The organism is Streptomyces sp. CB01580 (assembly GCF_001905795.1).
Classification (GTDB): domain Bacteria; phylum Actinomycetota; class Actinomycetes; order Streptomycetales; family Streptomycetaceae; genus Streptomyces.
The window spans coordinates 324,976-343,272 of record NZ_LIXJ01000002.1 but is presented as its reverse complement, the minus strand read 5'-3'; the positions used below and the strand labels follow the sequence as shown (position 1 = coordinate 343,272).

Here is an 18,297-nt window from a genome sequence, read left to right as displayed (position 1 = left end):
CCCGCCGCCCGGCCCCGGCGGTCCCGGACGGGACGTCGTACGCCGGCGTCCCCGTGTCCGGTTCGAGGCGCCCCGGGCCGGGGAAACGCTCGCATACTGGATGTATCCGGGCGTTCCGACAGTATGGCGAGGCGGCCCGGCCGCGTCGCGCATCCACCGGCGAGCACGGGACGCCCCTGCGACTCCGAGCGAGGAAGGGACTGACCATGACGGTCGACCCCAGCGACCCCGAGACCTTCGAGGACGTCCAGCCCGACGAACCCGACCAGGAGACGCCCCGCGCGGACGCGGCCGAACAGCGGGCCGACCTCCAGCAGCGGCGTGACGAACCGCTCACGGAGATCGACCGGGAGCGCGCGAACGTGGCGGATGCGGTGGAACAGGCCCGTGTGGTGGCACAGGATGAGGACGATTACCGCTAGTACGCCCCGTTTCGCCCGGCTCATCGGGGAATCCCCGGCTACCGCAGTCGTCCGGTACATGAAATTCTGCGTCCGCGCCGCGCGTGCCCGGGTTACCCGAAAGTACGATGGCTGTACGGCGCGACGTGCACGGAAATGCCGTGTCCGATCACGATTTTGGGAGGCGGCGTGACAGCCATCGAGCAGACCGAGGCGGCGCGTCCACGAGGCACACGGCTGCCTCGCCGCGCCCGACGCAACCAGCTGCTGGGCGCCGCGCAGGAAGTGTTCGTGGCGCAGGGGTACCACTCCGCCGCGATGGACGACATCGCGGAGCGCGCCGGGGTCAGCAAGCCGGTGCTCTACCAGCACTTCCCGGGCAAGCTGGAGCTCTATCTGGCGCTGCTCGACCAGCACTGCGAGTCGCTGCTCCAGGCGGTCCGTACGGCACTGGCGTCGACGACCGACAACAAGCAGCGCGTGGCAGCGACGATGGACGCGTACTTCGCGTACGTCGAGGACGAGGGCGGCGCCTTCCGGCTGGTCTTCGAGTCGGACCTGACCAACGAGCCCGCGGTGCGCGAGCGCGTGGAGCGGGTCTCCCTGCAGTGCGCCGAGGCGATCTCCGACGTCATCGCGGGGGACACGGGCCTGTCCAAGGACGAGTCCATGCTGCTCGCGGTCGGTCTGGGCGGGGTCTCCCAGGTGGTGGCCCGCTACTGGCTCTCCAGCCAGTCGTCCATTCCCCGCGACACGGCGGTGCAGCTGCTGACGTCGCTGGCCTGGCGCGGCATCGCGGGCTTCCCGCTGCACGGCATCGATCAGCACTGACCATCCCCGGCCGCGCGCCCGGAGGTCCGCCGGACGTCCGGGCGTCCGCGTACCGCGCCCGGTGCGCGTGTTCGCTGCGGGCGTGGCCCACCGGCCCCTGAAGGCTCCCCTCACCGGGCTAATCTGTGCTGGTACGGCGCGGCTCACCGCGCAGGAACCGACCGTCGGAGGGACATAGCCGTGGAGGTCAAGATCGGGGTGCAGCACTCACCCCGGGAGATCGTTCTGGAGAGCGGGCTTTCCGCCGAAGAGGTCGAGAGCGCGGTCGGCGAGGCTCTCGCCGGCAAGGCGCGGCTGCTCAGCCTCGCGGACGAGAAGGGCCGGAAGGTCCTGGTGCCGGCCGACCGGATCGCGTACGTGGAGATCGGCGAGCCCAGCACGCGTCGCGTGGGCTTCGGCGCGCTGTAGGCCACGCGCCCGACGGGGCGGTCGTGGAAGCGGCCCGGCGGGACGTCCCGCCGGGCCGCTTCCCGTTCCGCTTCCGGCCCGCTCCGCCGCCTGGACCAGGGCCGACGAGGCACGGGGCCGACGAGGGTTGCGTTCCGCGTTCCTCGGGTAGTACGGCAGGTGACCGCACCACCAGCCCCGCAACTCGCGAGGTGATCATCTGTGATCCTGGAACCTCTCGGCGCCGTCGTGCTCGGACTCGCCCTCGCCTGGGTGGCGCTCCGCTCTCTGCCGGACCGGCTCCCGCCCCGTCGCACCGTCTTCACGACGGGCGCCCTGGGGGCTCTGTTCGGCGTGTTCCTCATGCACTCGGTGATGGGTCCGGGACATCTCGCCGCCGTGCTGATCGGCGCGGTGTCGGTCGGGGCGGTGACGCTCTCGTTGCTGGTCCGCCCCCGGAGCCGAAGCGGTCTGGGACGGTCGGCGGCGGCCTGAGCGGCCCGCCCGACCCGACGCCGTTCCGCGCGCCTCGCGCCTGTGCCGCCCCCGGCGGGCCGCACAGGCGCGAGGCGCTGCGGGGACTACGCGGCGAGTCCCAGCGCGGCCATCCGCTTGGTGTGCGCCTCGGTGATCCGGGAGAACATCCGCCCGACCTCCGCGAGGTCGAAGCCGTCCGCCACACCGCCCACGAGCATCGTCGACAGCGCGTCACGGTCGGCCACGACCCGCTGCGCCTGCGACAGGGCCTCCCCCATCAGCCGGCGCGCCCACAGCGCGAGCCGGCCGCCGACACGCGGGTCGGCCTCGATCGCGGCGCGTACCTTCTCGACCGCGAAGTCGGCCTGCCCCGTGGCGTCGAGGACGGCCAGGACGAGGGACCGGGTGTCCGAGTCGAGACGCACGGCGACCTCGCGGTAGAAGTCGCTGGCGATCGAGTCGCCGACGTACGCCTTGACCAGGCCCTCCAGCCAGTCCGACGGCGCGGTCTGGCGGTGGAATTCGTCGAGCGCCTTGGCGAACGGCTCCATCGCGCCCGTGGGGTCCACGTCGATCGCGGTCAGCCGCTCCGTCAGCCTCTCGAAGTGGTGGAATTCCGCGGAGGCCATCTTCGCCAGCTCCGCCTTGTCGGCGAGCGTCGGCGCGAGTTTGGCGTCCTCGGCCAGCCGTTCGAAAGCCGCCAGCTCCCCGTACGCCAGCGCTCCCAGCAGGTCCACGACCGCCGCGCGGTACTGCGGCTCCGCGGACGCGGCGGCCCAGTCCTGGGCGGCGATTCCGGTGGGCACGGGGGCTTCGTTGGCGTTGTCAGGCGTCTCCATGAAGCGCAGAATAGCCCGCCCGGCGGGGGGCGGAAGGTCCTGGTCAGCCAGTGACATCCCACCGTTCCGACGAATTCGCCCAACACACATGCGCGAATCCGGGGTACAGTGGTATTGCGCCTACTGAGTATTTTGGATGCACGTACGGCGCGAAACCGAATTGAATCAGGATGCCCGGTCGGTGGCCCGATCGGCTCCGACCCGACAGCCCTCCGCGCGGGGCGTACGACACGTACGACCGCAGATGAGGGGCCCCCTCAGCGGCACGAGCGCTCGAGCGACGGCAGTGGTCCCGCGCCACCCGGCCCTTCCGCGGCCGGATGACCAACCCGGCACGGTACGACCCCCAGCGTTCGCCTCGGACCGCGTCTCACAGAAGAGGCAGCACCCTGACTACGTTTCGAGAACTCGGGATTCTCCCCGAGACGGCCGAGGCCCTTGAGTCCGTCGGCATCGTTTCCCCGTTCCCCATCCAGGAGATGACGCTCCCCGTCGCCCTCTCCGGCTCCGACGTCATCGGCCAGGCCAAGACCGGCACCGGAAAGACCCTCGGATTCGGTCTGCCGCTGTTGGAGCGCGTCACCGTCCCCGCGGACGTCGAGGCGGGCCGCGCCGCGCCGGAGCAGCTGACCGACACGCCGCAGGCGCTGGTCGTCGTCCCCACCCGTGAGCTCTGCCAGCAGGTCACCAACGATCTGCTGACCGCCGGCAAGGTGCGCAACGTCCGTGTGCTCGCGATCTACGGCGGTCGCGCCTACGAGCCGCAGGTCGAGGCCCTGAAGAAGGGCGTCGATGTGATCGTCGGCACGCCGGGCCGACTGCTCGACCTGGCCGGCCAGCGCAAGCTCGACCTCTCGCACGTCCGCGCGCTGGTGCTGGACGAGGCCGACGAGATGCTCGACCTGGGCTTCCTGCCCGACGTCGAGAAGATCATCACCATGCTTCCGGCGAAGCGCCAGACGATGCTGTTCTCGGCGACCATGCCGGGCGCGGTCATCGGCCTGGCGCGGCGCTACATGTCGCAGCCCACGCACATCCGGGCCACCTCGCCCGACGACGAGGGCGCGACCGTCGCGAACATCTCCCAGCACGTCTACCGGGCCCACTCGCTGGACAAGCCGGAGATGGTCGCCCGCATCCTGCAGGCCGACGGCCGCGGACTCGCGATGATCTTCTGCCGCACGAAGCGCACCGCCGCCGACATCGCCGAGCAGCTGGAGCGGCGCGGTTTCGCCTCCGGCGCCGTCCACGGCGACCTGGGCCAGGGGGCGCGCGAGCAGGCGCTGCGCGCGTTCCGCAACGGCAAGGTCGACGTGCTCGTCTGCACCGACGTGGCCGCCCGCGGCATCGATGTCGAGGGTGTGACCCACGTCATCAACTACCAGTCGCCGGAGGACGAGAAGACCTACCTGCACCGCATCGGCCGGACCGGTCGCGCCGGTGCCAAGGGCATCGCGATCACGCTGGTCGACTGGGACGACATCCCGCGCTGGCAGCTGATCAACAAGGCGCTGGACCTGGCCTTCAACGACCCGGTCGAGACGTACTCCACCTCGCCGCACCTCTACGAGGAGCTCGACATCCCGGCCGGCACCAAGGGTGTCCTGCCGCGTTCCGAGCGGACCCGTGCGGGGCTGGGGGCCGAGGAGATCGAGGATCTCGGCGAGACGGGCGGCCGGGGCCGCAAGTCCTCCGCCGCGCCCGCCGCACGCGCGGAGCGCGCCCCGCGCACGCCGCGTCAGCGCCGTCGCACCCGGGGCGGTGCCGTCGTGGACCCCGCGCAGGAGACCGCGGCCGCCGTACCCGCCCCCGCTGGTGAGGCCGAGGCGGCCGACGCCCCGGCGCAGCCGCGTACGCCGCGCCGCCGTCGCCGGACCCGCGCCGGTGCTCCGGACGCCGCGGCCGAGGCCGCGGTGAACACGGTCCAGGTCCCGGCCGCCGAGGCCCCGGCCGAGGACGAGCCCGCGGCGAAGCCGCGCCGCCGTCGCACCCGTGCCGCCGTGGCGCGGCCGGTGGCGGAGGAGGTCGACTTCCAGACCGCCCCGGTCGCCGAGCCGGCACCCGCGAAGACGGTGACCAGGCCGCGCCGCCGCACCCGCGTCGTGAAGCCCGTCGAGGACGAGGTCGACTTCCAGATCGCGCCGATCTCCGAGCCCGTCCCCGAGAGCAGGCCCCGCCGCCGCACGCGCGCGGCCTCGAAGCCGAAGGCCGAGGCCGTGGCCGCGGCGGAGGCCCCGGCCGCCGACGCCGAGACGAAGCCGCGCAGGCGTCGGACGGCTCGCACCGCCACCGGTACCGGCGTCGAGGGCTGAGCCCACGACACCGGACGCGCCTGGTCCGGGGCTCGGCCCCCGGACCGGGCGCGTCCGCGTGTTCCCGGGCCTGCCGGGAACGTCCCGGTCCGGGCGAGGTCCGGGCCCTGCCGCACGGTTCTCGTACCGGGCGTCCTGCCCGTTCGGTGTCCCAGGACATAACCTCGTCCCATGAGTCGGCCGCCCACGTTCACCCCGCCGCCCGGTACCCGCGCCCATCGGCTCGGCACCGCGCGCGGCGAGTTCGCCGTGCTGGACGCCTCGCCGCAGGGCGTGACGCGCGGCACCGCCCTTCTGCTGCCCGGCTACATGGGCAGCAAGGAGGATTTCGTCGCGCTCCTCGAACCGCTCGGTGCCGCCGGATACCGGATCGTCGCCGTGGACGGCCGGGGGCAGTACGAGACCGACGGCACGGACCGCGAGGAGACCTACGCTCAGGACGAGCTGGCCCGCGACGTGCTCGCGCAGGCGTCCGCGCTCGCGGTCGGCGACGGGAGCGGGGTGCATCTGGTCGGGCACTCGCTCGGCGGCCTGATCGCCCGCGCAGCGGTCCTGCTCGACGCCTCGCCGTTCCGTTCGCTGACGCTGATGTCGTCGGGCCCCGCCCAGGTCGTCGAGGCGCAGCAGGTCAAGGTGAAGCTGCTCTCCGACGCACTGACGACCATGACCATGGCCGAGGTGTGGGAGGCGGTGCGCGCCTTCGACCCGCCCGAGGAAGTGACGCCGAACGGCGAGGCCCTGCGCCGACGCTGGCTGCGCCACCGTGCCGCCCAGTTGATCGCCACCGGCCGTCAGCTGGCGACCGAGCCGGACCGGGTGGCCGAACTCCTGGCCACGGCACTGCCCGTCCACGTGCTCTCCGGTGAGCGCGACGACACCTGGCCGGTGCCGCTGCTCGACGACATGGCCCGGCGGCTGGGCGCGCACCGCACCCGGATCGAGGGCGCCGAGCACTCGCCGAACACGGACCGCCCGGAGCGGACCGCGAGCGCGCTCGTCTCCTTCTGGGACGCCCTTCGCGCGGCGGCAACACCTTCCTGAGCGTCTTCCCGGGTCCCGTCCCGGGCGCGGACCCGTGGAAGGTCCGGCTCGGTCGGGCACGGGACCGTGGACCATGAGGGGGCCGTCGGCGCGGTAACGCGCCCGGGCTCAGTACTGCGCCTGCACGTGCTGCCAGAAGCCGTCGCGCAAGGACCGCCGCAGATGGGCGTGGCCGCGCAGCGAGTGCTGGAGCAGCCGTTCGGCCTCGATGAGCAGGTCCTGGTCGACGGAGCCCGGCAGGTACGGGTGGCCGGGCAGCAGCTCGGCGAGGGATTCGCGGCCCCGCGCGGCCAGCCAGGCCGCGGCGATCTGCGCGCCGACGAAACGGACGTCCTCGCGGGAAGGCGCCGGGCTGTCGTCCTCGTACATCGTGACGGGGCGTCTGGTGACGTACGGGCGGCAGAAGTCCAGGTCGAAGGTGCGCTGGCTGTCGACCTCCCAGAGCAGCGGTTCGGCCTGGTTGCGCCCCTCCCCGGCCTCGATGCCCCACAGATGCACCCGGGCCCCGTACCCCTGCGCCGCCTCGACCGCGGAGACCAGGTCCTCGTCGCCGCCGACCAGGGCCGCGTCGCTGATGGCACGGTGGCGGGCGAGCGATTCGAGATCGCTGCGGATCAGTGAGTCGACACCCTTCTGCTGGTTGTTGGCGTTGAGATTGCCGAGCCTGACCTTGACGTCGGGGAGTTCGGCGATGGACTGCTGCTCGACGGTGTGGATGCGGCGCCTGGCCCCGTCGTACCAGTAGACGCGCAGCAGCCGGCTGTCCGCGAAGATCGTGCGGGCCTTGTCGATGAACGCCTCGATCAGCCCCTCCGCGTCGAGGTCGAAGGACCGGCGGTCCTCGGTGCCGGTGACGAGCAGGCCGGCCGCGGCGTACACGTAACCCGCGTCGACGAAGATCGCGTGGGTCGAGGGGGTCTTCGACACCTCGGCGAGCACGCGCTGGAGCAGTTCGTTCGTCCGGTCCAGACGGTCGCGGATCGCCGCGTCGTCGCGATGGCGGATCTCTGCGTCGTGGGAGTCGCGGATCTCTGCGTCGTTCATGCCGGCCTCGTGGTGCGCGTGGTCGTGCACGTGGCCGCGGGCCGCGCGACCGGGGTGTGCCGGATGACCTGCTGATACTTAGACATCCAAAAATTTTCCTTAGCGTAGGGAATGTTTGTAGTGCGCAAGCCGTTACACATGTATCGGAGCGCGGACACCGGCGTCGGCGCTCCCATCCTTGTGGACGGGGTCACCCGTCCTCCCAGCAGTTCTCCAGCAGGAGGATCAGACGAAGGGAAGCCATATGCGCTTCGAGATCATGCGCCTCGACGACGTCGACGGTACCGCCGTGGACAGCACCGTCGTGGACGCCGCCTCCGTCAACCGGATCGTGCAGCAGGCCGCGGCGACGGGCCAGCGCATCTACATCCGCCCGGCCGATTCCCCGGCCTCGTAACGCGCGACGACGCAGACAGACGTAGCGCCCCCGTACGGTCGGTCCGTACGGGGGCGCCGTGGTGTCCGCACCCGTCGTCACGCGTTCTGGACGACCTGGGTGACGCCGTTGATGATCTGCTGCACCGCGATGGCGGAGAGCATCATTCCGGCGAGCCGGGTCACCAGGACCACACCGCCGTCCTTGATGACGCGGATGATCAGCAGCGAGTAGCGCATGGTCAGCCAGAGCACGATGTGCATGGCGATGATCGCCGACCAGACCGAGATCTGGCCCCCCACACCGTCGGCGTGCTGCACCGCCAGGATCACCGACACGATCGCACCGGGTCCGGCGAGCAGCGGCATGCCCAGCGGTACGAGCGCGACGTTGACGTCCTTGGTCTGTGTCGGCTCGTCGGTCTTGCCGGTGAGCAGGTCGAGCGCGATGAGCAGCAGGAGCAGGCCACCCGCGATCATCAGGGCGGGCACGGAGACATGCAGATAGTCGAGGATCTGCTGGCCGAGCACGCCGAAGACGGCGATGACGCCGAAGGCGACGGTGACCGCCTGGAGCGCCATCCTGCGCTGCGTCTTGGCGGGGCGGCCGGCGGTGAGGGCGAGGAAGATCGGAGTGATGCCGGGGGGATCCATAATCACAAAAAGGGTGAGAAAAAGGGATCCGAAGACAGCGATGTCGAACACGGTGAGCCTTGCACGAAGAGGGAGAGGAACCGGCCTGGGGGAACGCGTGCCGGAGCCGTGGGGCGGCCCCGGTGGCCGGGAAGGACGCGGAAGCGGAACGGGAAGTACGGGCGGACGGGAGCGGCCGGACGGAACGCGAGGGGCGCCGGGCCGTCGCGCCGAGAACGGCGGGTGTCCGGCGCCGGGCGGACGCGGGCCCCGGCCGGACCGCCGGGCCGTCAGGTGCGGAGGGGTCCGCCGGCGCCCGGCACCGGGAAGGCTCCCGTGGCGCGCCGGGTGATCTCGCCGTAGATCTCGGGGTCGGTGGTGTACGCGCCGAGCGCGACGGGCTTGCGGCTGCCGTGGTAGTCGCTGGACCCGGTCGTCAGCAGCCCCAGCTCCCGCGCGAGCCCGCGCAGCCTGGCCCTGGTCGGCTCGTCGTGGTCCATGTGGTCGACCTCGATGCCGTCGAGCCCGGCGGCGGCGAACCGCGCGATCGACGACTCGGGCACCACCTCGCCGCGCTTGACGGCGGCCGGGTGGGCGAAGACGGTGACACCACCCGCCGCCTTGACCAGGCGGATCGCGTCGAAGGGGTCGAGTTCGTGCTTCTCCGCGTACGCGCGTCCGCCGTTGGCGAGCCACTCGGGCGTGAAGGCGTCGGAGACGGTCTCGACGACGCCGAGTTCGACGAGCGCGGTGGCGATGTGCGGCCGGCCGACCGAGCCGTCCCCGGCGATCCTCGCGACCCGCTCCCACTCGATCGGGACGCCGAGGTTCTGGAGCTTGCGCACCATGGTCCGGGCGCGCGGCACGCGGTCGTCCCGCACCAGCTCGCGTTCGCGCGCCAGCTCGGGCTCGTCGGGGTCGAAGAGGTACGCCAGCAGGTGCATGCTCACCCCGTCGATCCGGCAGGAGAGCTCGGCGCCGGTGACGAGGGCGAGCCCCTCGGGAAGGGCGGCGATCGCCTCGGCGTGACCGCGCACGGTGTCGTGGTCGGTGAGCGCGACGACGTCGAGGCCCGCGGCGGCGGCGTTCCGCACCAGCACGGCGGGGCTGTCCGTGCCGTCCGAGGCGGTGGAGTGGGTGTGCAGATCGATGCGCACGACGCGTACTCCAGGGCTCGGGACGGACGGAAGGGCGCTCGAGATCCTGGCCGGACCGGCGAGAAAGACCTGGTGCGCGCGGGCGCCGGAGCGGCCTCACAGCGGGCGTCGTACCGCACCGGTGAGGCCGCGGGGTGAAGCGGAGCCGTCGAGGCCGACCAGGATCTTCAGCACCCTCAAGGGGACATTCAAAGGATAACCGGCATTCGAACAGCACCCGGCCACGCCCGGGAGCCCGGCGGGACGCTGTCGGGCAGGGCCCCGGAACGGGCGAGAGCCCCAAGGGTTGTCCCGTAAATCCCCGTCGGGCGCCCGACGAAGGCTGCGGCACCTCGCCGCGCCAGGCGTCGCGGGCCGGACGGGACTTTCGAAACACGCCCTAGTGCCGTGACCGGCAAGGTTTGCCCGGAAGGAGCGGCGTCCGGTGCGTGCGATCGCAAGGCGGCCGAAAGCCCTCGTAGCGGGCTACGTGGGCTTTCGGCCAACGCCGCGAGCGTGCGTGCCGGGCGGTGCGACGGGGCAAACGTTGCCGGGAGCGGCACTAGTCGAGCAGGCGGGGTGTGAGCGCCCCGCACGGCACGAGGTCCATCTCCCCCCCGGCCTCCCGCAGATCCGCGAGCACCAGCTCGTCGTACATCAGCAGCCCCGACTGCTCGGGCCAGACGATCGCCCAGAGCCAGAGCCCGCGCGCCTCGCCCGCGAAGACCGCGCGGTCCTCCGGCGCACCCTTGACGTGCCAGAGAGGGGTGGGACGTCCGGCGGCGAGCATCTTGACGTCGGGCGGGCCGTCGACGTCCAGATACGGGCCCGGGTCCGGTCCGTCGACACCGGCGTACCGCGCCCCGAGGCCCACGCCGAGCTCCTCGGTGACGAGCAGCAGCTCCCCCATGCCGCCGACCGGACCGGGTCCGGAGCAGGCGACGGCGATCGCCCGGCCGCCGCTGCGTTCGTCGCCCGCGCTCGCGACACCGGTGTACAGCCAGCCCACCGGCAGCGGCCAGGGCATCCACACCGGCACCCGGGCTCGGCGCACGACCACGCCCAGCGCCTCGACGCTGGGCGGCACGACCGGCTGCAGCGGGTACACGCCGCCGTGCACGGAGCACTGCCAGGTGTCGGCGAAAAGACCGGGCGCCCTGACCCGGCCTCCGCACTTCGGGCAACTGGGTTCGCCCCTCATAGCGACCAACGGTCCTCCAGGACCGCCGCCGCGTCAAGGCGATCATCCGTCCGCGTCGCGACCTCACCAGGGAAAATAGATGTAACTTGCATTCATTAGTCTCTCTAACTTACTCTGTGGAACGCACAACGAACTGGTGACCTAGTGGAGAGCGAGAAGCCCCATGCAGGGAGAGGATCCGTTCGATCAGGGAGCAGGCGGCATCCTGCGCCAGCCGAAGGCCGTCTGGGCCACCGCGGGCGCGTCGGTCGTCGCCTTCATGGGCATCGGTCTGGTGGACCCGATCCTGCCGTCCATCGCCAAGGGCCTGGAGGCGACGCCGAGTCAGGTATCGCTCCTGTTCACCTCGTACTTCCTGATCACCGCCGTGGCGATGCTCGTCACCGGCTTCGTGTCCAGCCGGATCGGCGGACGCAGGACGCTGCTGGCCGGTCTGGCGCTCGTAGTGGTCTTCGCGGCGCTGTCCGGCACCTCGTCGTCCGTCGGTGAACTCGTCGGCTTCCGGGCCGGCTGGGGTCTGGGCAACGCACTGTTCGTGTCGACCTCGCTCGCCGTGATCGTCGGCGCGGCGGCGGGCGGCAGCGCGGCGGCGATCCTGCTGTACGAATCGGCGCTCGGCCTGGGCATGGCGTGCGGGCCGCTGCTCGGCGCCCTGCTCGGTGACGCCAGCTGGCGCTACCCGTTCTTCGGCACGGCCTCGCTGATGGCGATCGGGTTCATCTGCATCACGGCATTCCTGAAGGAGCAGCCCAGGCCCGCCCGGAAGACCTCGCTGCTGGACCCGATCCGGGCGCTCGGCCACGGCGGCCTGGCCTCCGTCGCGGCCTCGGCGTTCTTCTACAACTACGCGTTCTTCACGATCCTGGCGTTCACTCCGTTCGTACTGGACATGACGCCGTACCGCTCGGGCGCGGTCTTCTTCGCCTGGGGTCTGCTGCTCGCGGTCTTCTCGGTGCTCGTGGCCCCGCGGCTCCAGGAGCGCTTCGGCTCGTTGAAGGTGCTCGGCGTCTCGCTGGTGCTGCTCGCCGTCGACCTGCTGGTCCTGGGGTACGGCGACCACACCGCCGCCGTCGTCGGCACGATCGTCTCCGGCGCCTTCATCGGCATGAACAACACGGTCTACACGGAGCTGGCGCTCGGGGTGTCGGACGCCCCGCGCCCGGTGGCGAGCGCGGGCTACAACTTCGTCCGCTGGTTCGCCGCGGCGGCCGCCCCGTACCTCGCCCCGAAGATCGAGGAGTGGAGCAATGTCCACATGCCGTTCGTGGTCGCCGCGGCCACGGCCGTGATCGGCGCGGTCGTCGTCCTGGCCCGGCGTACGGCATTGACGCACGAGGCGCGGGAGCTGGAGCCCCGGCACGCCACCGAGGACGGTGTCACGGCCTTCGCCGACTGAACGCCGTCACACCCCCGGGCCCGTCCCCTTCGGCCCCGCCCGCGACTCCCTTCTCCCAGTCGTGGGCGGGGCCTCGTGCCGACCGGGCCACGCGCACGGGCCCGGTACGGGCGCTAAACGTCCAGCGGTACGGAGCCACGCAGCGGGTCCCGCAGGTCCGTGCCGTGCGAGAGCCACCGCTCCTGGAGCGCCTGCGCGCCGCGGACCCGCTTCCACGCGGCCTCGTTGGCCGTCATCGGCAGCAGCGGCAGGAACCGCACCGGGCCCGTCCCGGGGCCCGGTGCGTTCGCCCCCGCGTCCGGGCCAGGGTCCAGGTCCAGGTCCTCGACCAGACCGCCCGGCTCGGCGACCAGCACGGAGCTGAACGGCGCCCCGGGCCAGAGCGGTTCACCGGTCTCCAGCGAGGCGCCGGGCGCCACGATCACCCCCTCGACCTGCGGGGAGGCGGCCAGCACCGCCAGCGGGCGCAGCACCTTGTCGGTGTCGGCGAGTCCGGCGCGCACGGACAGCAGCAGTTCGGCGCGCGGGCCCTTCACCGGGTCCACGAGGGTGGCGGTCGGATCCGTCATGGGGTGCGCGGACATGCCGAGCGTGGCGTAGCGCACCACATCGCCGTCGATGAAGCGGAGCACCTCGATCCGGTCGGTACCGAGAAAGATCACCGCGGCCCGCGCGTCCGGTTCGCCGAGGGCCGTCAGCAGCCGGGCCTCGACCAGAGCAAGAATTTCTCCCATCCAGCGAGCATAGGACGCGTATGGAATGGGCAAAGTAAGGGATTGACCCTCGGGCGGCTGATAGTGTTGGCCGCTGGTCGGGGCGTAACGCAGAAGCGTTCCTCTCGGTCCCGACGACACGTCATCCCCCACGGGGGACCGGCTGGAGGAGGTGGGGCTGCCATGGATCGAAGTCGATCGTGCAGTACGACCGCTCTTCCGCCCCACACTCTCTCCCCGGTGATCTGAAGCCTTCCCGGTCAGGGGTCAAGGCATCGCGTACGACGGAAGAGCACCCCTTTTCTGCCTGTCCGTAGCGACCGCCGTCCTCGTGTCGTTCCGGTGCCGCCCGCTTTGCGGACGTGGTCCCACGTCCTCGTTCCGGGCTGTTCCACGCGCCCGACGACGGCCCTCCGTGAAGGAGTCAGCCATGTCGATGATCCGCGATCTGCGCGCCGCCGTGCGCCCGTCCCTGCGCAGGAACAACGCCATTCACCACGTCTACGACACCACTCGCGACCCGTCCGCCTCCAGCGCGGTCGTGGACTGCGCGGTCTACCGCGACGGCCGCAGGGTGGAGGGCGGCGCCTGCCGCACCCCGCACGAGGCGATGCTCCAGGTACGGAAGTCGGGCGGCTTCGCCTGGATCGGTCTGCACGAGCCGACCGAGGAGGAATTCGCCGGTATCGCCCGGGAGTTCGGCCTCCACCCGCTCGCCGTCGAGGACGCGGTCCACGCCCACCAGCGGCCGAAGCTGGAGCGGTACGACGACACGCTGTTCACCGTCTTCAAGACCATCCACTACGTCGAGCACGCCGAACTCACCGCGACCAGCGAGGTCGTGGAGACCGGCGAGGTGATGTGCTTCACCGGCCGGGACTTCGTCATCACCGTCCGGCACGGCGGCCACGGCTCGCTCCGCGCGCTGCGGCACCGGCTCCAGGACGAACCCGAACTGCTGGCCAAGGGCCCCTCCGCGGTCCTGCACTCCCTCGCGGACCACGTGGTCGACGGCTACATCGCGGTGGCGGGTGCCGTGCAGGAGGACATCGACGAGGTGGAGACCGAGGTCTTCTCCACCCCCGCGAAGGGCAGTCCGCGCGGCTCGGACGCGGGCCGGATCTACCAGCTCAAGCGTGAGGTCCTGCAATTCAAGCGGGCCGTCTCGCCGCTGCTGCGGCCGATGCAGCTGCTGAGCGAACGGCCGATGCGGCTCATCGACCCCGACATCCAGAAGTACTTCCGCGACGTCGCCGACCATCTGGCACGGGTGCACGAAGAGGTCATCGGCTTCGACGAACTGCTGAACTCGATCCTCCAGGCCAGCCTCGCGCAGGCGACCGTCGCGCAGAACGAGGACATGCGCAAGATCACGTCCTGGGCGGCCATCGTCGCCGTGCCGACGATGATCTGCGGCGTCTACGGCATGAACTTCGACCACATGCCCGAGCTGGAGTGGAAGTACGGCTATCCGATGGTGCTGGGCGTCATCGGGGTGGTCTGCTTCTCGATCCACCGCACGCTCAAGCGCAACGGCTGGCTCTGAGCACGCTCAGGCGCACGGGCCCGGCTCCGGGCATGCTCAAGGCGCACAGGCCCGGCTCCGGGCATGCTCAAGGCGCACAGGCCCGGCTCCGGGCACGTCGAGGCGCGGCGGGCCGGCTCCGGGCACGCGTCACCGGCTCCGGGGACGCCCGGTCGCACGGCCGGCCGCAGACCCGCGTCACCGGCTCCGGCGGCCACCGCTTCCGGGGCGGACCGTCACCGGCACCACCTCCTCCGGAGCCGGCCGTCGCTGCCGTCGGCTCCAAAACCGCCGTCCCATCAGGGGCCGTCCCCGGTTTGCGAATAGAATTCGGGTCATGACTGCTGCTGTCGCCGACGCGCCGTTGGACCGGGCCCTGGTCGAGGAGGCCACCAAGAAGTCCGGTCTCGTCTGGGTGCGGGGCACCGGCCCCGCCCGGGCCCTGTGGCATGTGTGGCACGAGGGCGCGGTGTATCTGGTGGGCGACGGCCCGGGCGAGCAGCCGTTCCCGGCCGGTCTCATCGACGGGTCCACCGCCGAGGTGACCGTGCGCAGCAAGGACAAGGGCGGCCGACTGGTCGCCTGGACGGCCACCGTGACGGAGCCGGCGCCGCACTCCGAGGAGTGGGAGGCCGCCGTCGGCGAACTCAGGAACAAGCGGCTGAACGCACCGGACGCCGAGCACATGCCGGAGCGGTGGGCGCGTGAGTGCCGGGTGCTGCGCCTGGTCCCCGGCGAGGTCCGCACCCGGCTGCCGGACGGCTCGCTGGCCGCGGCGCCGCTGCCGACGCCCGCGACCACCCGACGGCCGGTGCCGGCCGGGCTGCCGCGGCTGCTGAAGCGCGGGCGCAAGGGCTGATCGTCGGCGTGGGTGCCTGCCCCGGACCCGCGCCTCGCCCCCTGCCGCGCATGCGGCGAACGCCGGGCGCGCCCCCGGCCGTCCCGTACCGCGCGCGTGACGGGCATCGGGCCCGGACCGGGTTCAGGGCGATGTCCTGGGCAACTGCTTGCCGTAGTCGACCGTGTCCCGCTCCGTCGGCGCCTCCAGCGGGAATTCCCGGCCCCAGTCCGACAGCGTCACGGTCCCGCCGCCTCCGCCGCGTGCGAACCGCAGCGGGTACGGCGTGCCCTCCAGGGCGACGTCGAGCGTGCCGCCCTCGCCCTTGCCGCCCGTGATCTGGACGGTGCGGACCTGCCCGATCTTCGTCCGGTCGCCCTTGTTGAGCGTGCCGTGCAGCGTGAGCACCCCGTCGAGCAGGGTCTTCTTGTCCGTGAATCCGCGCAGCTGCTTGTACGTGGGATCGTCCTGCGGCACCTTGACGTACTTGTTCTGGAGCTTGTCGGCGGCGTCCCCGCCCGCCGCAGGGTCCGCCCCGGGCTTCTCCTCGTGGCTCCAGAACGCGGCGCTCGCCTTGAGGTAGAGCTCGTCACCGATCCGCAGCAGCTCGAAGGTGCTGTCCTTCGAGGCGACGGAGCCGGTGCCGCCCTTGTCGTTGAGCCGCATGTCCAGCTTGTACGTGCCGTCCTTGCCGACCAGCGTCCCCGCGAGGTGCACCGCGTCGGCGCCGTCCGCGGCGGACTGGGCCTTCTTCTCGATCCGCTCGGCGGAGAGCTTGCCGACGCCGTTGGTCCCCTTGTCCGGGTCCTCGCCCGCGCATGCCGTGAGGGCGACGGACAGCCCCGCGCAGAGCACGACGCCGAAGGCGGTCCGGCGTCGGGCCCGGGCGGGCGGCACGGAATCGGTCACTGGACGCACTGCCTCTCATCTGCGTGGCGGTTCACCCGTGCGGCGGTTCACCTGCGTGGCGGGGTGGCAGACCGCAGCGTACCCGTGCCGATCACACCGTCCGGCAGGGAGTCGTACGGACCGCTCCGCCGGAGCGACACGGAGCGGCACGGGCTAGCCTGATCCCGTCATAACGGATGATTGACGGCCAAACAGGCTGGACGACGAAGTCGTACACGGAAGAGATCGCGAAGCCGTACGCGCCGGAGTCGTACCCGACCGGAACCGTTCCCGGTCGGAGTCGTCGTCCCCGGAGGAGACGGAAGAAGGAGACGCACCATGGCGGCAGGCGCCCCCAGGGTCTTCGTCTCGCATCTCGCCGGCGTCCCGGTCTTCGACCCCACCGGCGACCAGGTGGGCCGGGTGCGCGACCTGGTCGCGATGCTGCGCGTCGGCGGGCGTCCGCCCCGGCTGCTCGGTCTCGTCGTCGAGGTGCTGACCAGGCGCCGGATCTTCGTTCCGATGACCCGTGTCACGGGGATCGAGTCCGGTCAGGTCATCACCACCGGCGTGGTCAACATGCGCCGTTTCGAGCAGCGCCCGACCGAGCGGCTGGTGCTCGGCGAATTCCTGGACCGGCGCGTCCGGCTCGTGGAGACCGGCGAGGAGGTCACCGTCCTCGACGTCGCCATCCAGCAGCTGCCGGCCCGCCGCGACTGGGAGATCGACAAGTACTTCGTGCGCAGGGGCCGGGGCGGGGCCCTGCGGCGCAAGGGAGAGACGCTGACGGTCGAGTGGTCGGCGGTCAGCGGGTTCTCGCTGGAGGAGGAGGGGCAGGGCGCCGAGACCCTGGTCGCCACGTTCGAGCGGCTGCGCCCGACCGACGTGGCGAACGCGCTGCACCACCTGTCGCCGAAGCGTCGGTCGGAGGTCGCCGCCGCGCTCGACGACGAGCGGCTCGCCGACGTCCTGGAGGAGCTGCCCGGGGACGACCAGGTGGAGATCATCGGCAAGCTCCAGGAGGAGCGCGCGGCCGACGTCCTGGAGGCCATGGACCCGGACGACGCGGCCGACCTGCTGTCCGAGCTGCCCGAGGAGGACAAGGAGCGGCTGCTGGCACTGATGCGCCCGGGCGACGCGGCGGACATGCGGCGCCTGATGTCGTACGAGGAACGGACGGCGGGGGGCCTGATGACGACCGAGCCGATCATCCTGCGGCCGGACGCGACGGTCGCCGACGCGCTCGCCCGGGTCCGGCAGGCGGACCTGTCCCCGGCGCTCGCCGCGCAGGTGTACGTGTGCCGGTCGCCGGACGAGACCCCGACCGGCAAATACCTGGGCACCGTGCACTTCCAGCGGCTGCTGCGGGACCCGCCGTACGCCCTGGTGGGTTCGATCGTCGACAGCGACCTCGTCCCCCTGACCCCGGACACCCCGCTGCCGGCCGTGACGAGCTATCTGGCCGCGTACAACCTGGTCTCGGTGCCGGTCGTGGACGAGAGTGGTTCGCTGCTCGGCGCGGTGACCGTCGACGACGTGCTCGACCATCTGCTGCCCGAGGACTGGCGGGAGACCGACTTCCGTGGCGAGGGGGAGGCCGCCCATGGCCGGTGAGGACCGCGCGAAGGCCGCGACGACCGGTGCCTCGGGCATCGTGCGCCCACCCCGCTACCGGCTGGACCAGCCGAAGACCCCGCGGCCGAGGCTGCTGCCCGAGTACGACCCCGAGAGTTTCGGCCGGCTCTCCGAGCGGATCGCCCGTTTCCTGGGCACCTGGAGCTTCATCGCCTGGATGACGCTGTTCATCTTCGCCTGGCTGATGTGGAACGTCTTCGCGCCGCCCACCTGGCGGTTCGACCCGTACCCGTTCATCTTCCTGACGCTCATGCTGTCGCTCCAGGCGTCGTACGCGGCCCCGCTGATCCTGCTCGCGCAGAACCGGCAGACCGACCGCGACCGGGTCACCTACGAGCAGGACCGCAAGCAGAACGAGCGCTCCATCGCGGACACCGAGTTCCTCACCCGGGAGATCGCGGCCCTGCGGATGGGGCTGGGCGAGGTCGCCACCCGCGACTGGATCCGCTCCGAACTGGAGGATCTCGTCAGGTACCTGGACGACCGGCGGGGCCGTCCCCCTGCTCACGCGGACGGGAGTGACGAAGACCGCTGAGGGCTGCTACTCGCACGTAGCGAAAGGCGCCGTAGGCCCGCCCGTCGCCCACCACCACCCTCAACGAGCGCTGCGCGCACCCTCCCGCCC

At 71.7% G+C, this 18,297-nt stretch carries 19 protein-coding genes; 12 read left to right on the top strand and 7 right to left on the bottom strand.

The annotated features are described in order from the left end of the window. Positions 1-206: 206 nt before the first annotated feature. The 4 genes from AMK22_RS04045 (at position 207) to AMK22_RS04030 (ending at position 2,114) form a co-directional block, all read left to right on the top strand. Positions 207-422 carry a hypothetical protein gene (locus tag AMK22_RS04045; RefSeq protein WP_073781815.1) on the top strand — a complete coding sequence of 72 codons (216 nt, stop codon included), beginning with the start codon at positions 207-209 and terminating at the stop codon, positions 420-422. Between the two features lie 168 nt (positions 423-590). Next, positions 591-1,232 (top strand): TetR/AcrR family transcriptional regulator, encoded by a 642-nt coding sequence (locus tag AMK22_RS04040; protein ID WP_073781814.1) that lies wholly within the window; start codon positions 591-593, stop codon positions 1,230-1,232. Between the two features lie 180 nt (positions 1,233-1,412). Then, positions 1,413-1,640, top strand: a complete 228-nt coding sequence (locus AMK22_RS04035) for a DUF3107 domain-containing protein (RefSeq protein ID WP_199883113.1) — start codon at positions 1,413-1,415, stop codon at positions 1,638-1,640. A 201-nt stretch (positions 1,641-1,841) separates the two neighbouring features. Further along, positions 1,842-2,114 (top strand): hypothetical protein, encoded by a 273-nt coding sequence (locus tag AMK22_RS04030; protein WP_073781812.1) that lies wholly within the window; start codon positions 1,842-1,844, stop codon positions 2,112-2,114. A gap of 86 nt (positions 2,115-2,200) precedes the next feature. Here the strand turns inward: AMK22_RS04030 and AMK22_RS04025 are convergent, their stop codons facing one another. Then, positions 2,201-2,935, bottom strand: a complete 735-nt coding sequence (locus AMK22_RS04025; RefSeq protein WP_073781992.1) for a ferritin-like fold-containing protein — start codon at positions 2,933-2,935, stop codon at positions 2,201-2,203. Between the two features lie 479 nt (positions 2,936-3,414). Here AMK22_RS04025 and AMK22_RS04020 point away from each other — a divergent pair, with 479 nt between their 5' ends. Then, complete coding sequence (locus AMK22_RS04020; RefSeq protein WP_073781811.1) at positions 3,415-5,247, top strand: DEAD/DEAH box helicase; 1,833 nt, start codon at positions 3,415-3,417, stop codon at positions 5,245-5,247. A 171-nt stretch (positions 5,248-5,418) separates the two neighbouring features. Next, positions 5,419-6,288 carry an alpha/beta fold hydrolase gene (locus AMK22_RS04015; RefSeq protein ID WP_073781810.1) on the top strand — a complete coding sequence of 290 codons (870 nt, stop codon included), beginning with the start codon at positions 5,419-5,421 and terminating at the stop codon, positions 6,286-6,288. A 108-nt stretch (positions 6,289-6,396) separates the two neighbouring features. Here AMK22_RS04015 and AMK22_RS04010 read toward each other — a convergent pair whose 3' ends face one another. Next, a complete protein-coding gene (locus AMK22_RS04010) occupies positions 6,397-7,332 on the bottom strand; it encodes an NYN domain-containing protein (protein ID WP_073781991.1) in 936 nt (311 codons plus the stop codon). Positions 7,333-7,576: 244 nt separating this feature from the next. On the opposite strand from AMK22_RS04010, the gene AMK22_RS39930 reads away from it, so the two are divergent. Continuing rightward, positions 7,577-7,729, top strand: a complete 153-nt coding sequence (locus AMK22_RS39930; RefSeq protein ID WP_199883112.1) for a hypothetical protein — start codon at positions 7,577-7,579, stop codon at positions 7,727-7,729. Positions 7,730-7,806: 77 nt separating this feature from the next. Here AMK22_RS39930 and AMK22_RS04005 read toward each other — a convergent pair whose 3' ends face one another. The 3 genes from AMK22_RS04005 to AMK22_RS03995 all read right to left on the bottom strand — a co-directional run bounded on the left by AMK22_RS04005 (position 7,807) and on the right by AMK22_RS03995 (position 10,677). Then, a complete protein-coding gene (locus AMK22_RS04005; RefSeq protein WP_073781809.1) occupies positions 7,807-8,412 on the bottom strand; it encodes a MarC family protein in 606 nt (201 codons plus the stop codon). A gap of 218 nt (positions 8,413-8,630) precedes the next feature. After that, the gene (locus AMK22_RS04000) at positions 8,631-9,497 is read right to left on the bottom strand and encodes a PHP domain-containing protein (protein WP_073781808.1); all 867 of its coding nucleotides are present in this window, start codon (positions 9,495-9,497) and stop codon (positions 8,631-8,633) included. A 541-nt stretch (positions 9,498-10,038) separates the two neighbouring features. Continuing rightward, entirely contained in the window at positions 10,039-10,677 is a 639-nt protein-coding gene (locus AMK22_RS03995) for a DUF6758 family protein (RefSeq protein WP_073781807.1), read from the bottom strand. 163 nt (positions 10,678-10,840) lie between these two features. On the opposite strand from AMK22_RS03995, the gene AMK22_RS03990 reads away from it, so the two are divergent. Continuing rightward, positions 10,841-12,073 carry an MFS transporter gene (locus AMK22_RS03990; protein ID WP_073781806.1) on the top strand — a complete coding sequence of 411 codons (1,233 nt, stop codon included), beginning with the start codon at positions 10,841-10,843 and terminating at the stop codon, positions 12,071-12,073. Positions 12,074-12,186: 113 nt separating this feature from the next. Here AMK22_RS03990 and AMK22_RS03985 read toward each other — a convergent pair whose 3' ends face one another. Further along, positions 12,187-12,807, bottom strand: coding sequence for a suppressor of fused domain protein (locus AMK22_RS03985; RefSeq protein ID WP_073781805.1), 621 nt, complete (start codon positions 12,805-12,807; stop codon positions 12,187-12,189). A 409-nt stretch (positions 12,808-13,216) separates the two neighbouring features. On the opposite strand from AMK22_RS03985, the gene AMK22_RS03980 reads away from it, so the two are divergent. Continuing rightward, on the top strand, positions 13,217-14,332 hold the full coding sequence (locus AMK22_RS03980; RefSeq protein WP_073781804.1) for a magnesium and cobalt transport protein CorA: 1,116 nt from the start codon (positions 13,217-13,219) through the stop codon (positions 14,330-14,332). 316 nt (positions 14,333-14,648) lie between these two features. Continuing rightward, positions 14,649-15,170 carry a hypothetical protein gene (locus AMK22_RS03975; protein ID WP_073781803.1) on the top strand — a complete coding sequence of 174 codons (522 nt, stop codon included), beginning with the start codon at positions 14,649-14,651 and terminating at the stop codon, positions 15,168-15,170. Between the two features lie 123 nt (positions 15,171-15,293). On the opposite strand, the gene AMK22_RS03970 is transcribed toward AMK22_RS03975, so the two are convergent. Continuing rightward, positions 15,294-16,058 carry a hypothetical protein gene (locus AMK22_RS03970; RefSeq protein ID WP_073781802.1) on the bottom strand — a complete coding sequence of 255 codons (765 nt, stop codon included), beginning with the start codon at positions 16,056-16,058 and terminating at the stop codon, positions 15,294-15,296. 318 nt (positions 16,059-16,376) lie between these two features. On the opposite strand from AMK22_RS03970, the gene AMK22_RS03965 reads away from it, so the two are divergent. Both AMK22_RS03965 and AMK22_RS03960 read left to right on the top strand, forming a co-directional pair. Next, entirely contained in the window at positions 16,377-17,651 is a 1,275-nt protein-coding gene (locus AMK22_RS03965) for a magnesium transporter MgtE N-terminal domain-containing protein (protein ID WP_073781801.1), read from the top strand. Continuing rightward, a complete protein-coding gene (locus AMK22_RS03960) occupies positions 17,641-18,207 on the top strand; it encodes a DUF1003 domain-containing protein (protein ID WP_073781800.1) in 567 nt (188 codons plus the stop codon). The genes AMK22_RS03965 and AMK22_RS03960 overlap by 11 nt, the downstream gene beginning before the upstream one ends. Positions 18,208-18,297: the final 90 nt, after the last annotated feature.

What these genes read in the sequence shown, in the direction of transcription:
- AMK22_RS04045 (WP_073781815.1), top strand. Translation starts at nt 207, where the DNA reads ATGACGGTCGACCCCAGCGACCCCGAGACCTTCGAGGACGTCCAGCCC.
- AMK22_RS04025 (WP_073781992.1), bottom strand. Translation starts at nt 2,935, where the DNA reads ATGGAGACGCCTGACAACGCCAACGAAGCCCCCGTGCCCACCGGAATC.
- AMK22_RS04020 (WP_073781811.1), top strand. Translation starts at nt 3,415, where the DNA reads ATGACGCTCCCCGTCGCCCTCTCCGGCTCCGACGTCATCGGCCAGGCC.
- AMK22_RS04015 (WP_073781810.1), top strand. Translation starts at nt 5,419, where the DNA reads ATGAGTCGGCCGCCCACGTTCACCCCGCCGCCCGGTACCCGCGCCCAT.
- AMK22_RS04010 (WP_073781991.1), bottom strand. Translation starts at nt 7,332, where the DNA reads ATGAACGACGCAGAGATCCGCGACTCCCACGACGCAGAGATCCGCCAT.
- AMK22_RS39930 (WP_199883112.1), top strand. Translation starts at nt 7,577, where the DNA reads ATGCGCTTCGAGATCATGCGCCTCGACGACGTCGACGGTACCGCCGTG.
- AMK22_RS03995 (WP_073781807.1), bottom strand. Translation starts at nt 10,677, where the DNA reads ATGAGGGGCGAACCCAGTTGCCCGAAGTGCGGAGGCCGGGTCAGGGCG.
- AMK22_RS03990 (WP_073781806.1), top strand. Translation starts at nt 10,841, where the DNA reads ATGCAGGGAGAGGATCCGTTCGATCAGGGAGCAGGCGGCATCCTGCGC.
- AMK22_RS03985 (WP_073781805.1), bottom strand. Translation starts at nt 12,807, where the DNA reads ATGGGAGAAATTCTTGCTCTGGTCGAGGCCCGGCTGCTGACGGCCCTC.
- AMK22_RS03980 (WP_073781804.1), top strand. Translation starts at nt 13,217, where the DNA reads ATGTCGATGATCCGCGATCTGCGCGCCGCCGTGCGCCCGTCCCTGCGC.
- AMK22_RS03975 (WP_073781803.1), top strand. Translation starts at nt 14,649, where the DNA reads ATGACTGCTGCTGTCGCCGACGCGCCGTTGGACCGGGCCCTGGTCGAG.
- AMK22_RS03965 (WP_073781801.1), top strand. Translation starts at nt 16,377, where the DNA reads ATGGCGGCAGGCGCCCCCAGGGTCTTCGTCTCGCATCTCGCCGGCGTC.
- AMK22_RS03960 (WP_073781800.1), top strand. Translation starts at nt 17,641, where the DNA reads ATGGCCGGTGAGGACCGCGCGAAGGCCGCGACGACCGGTGCCTCGGGC.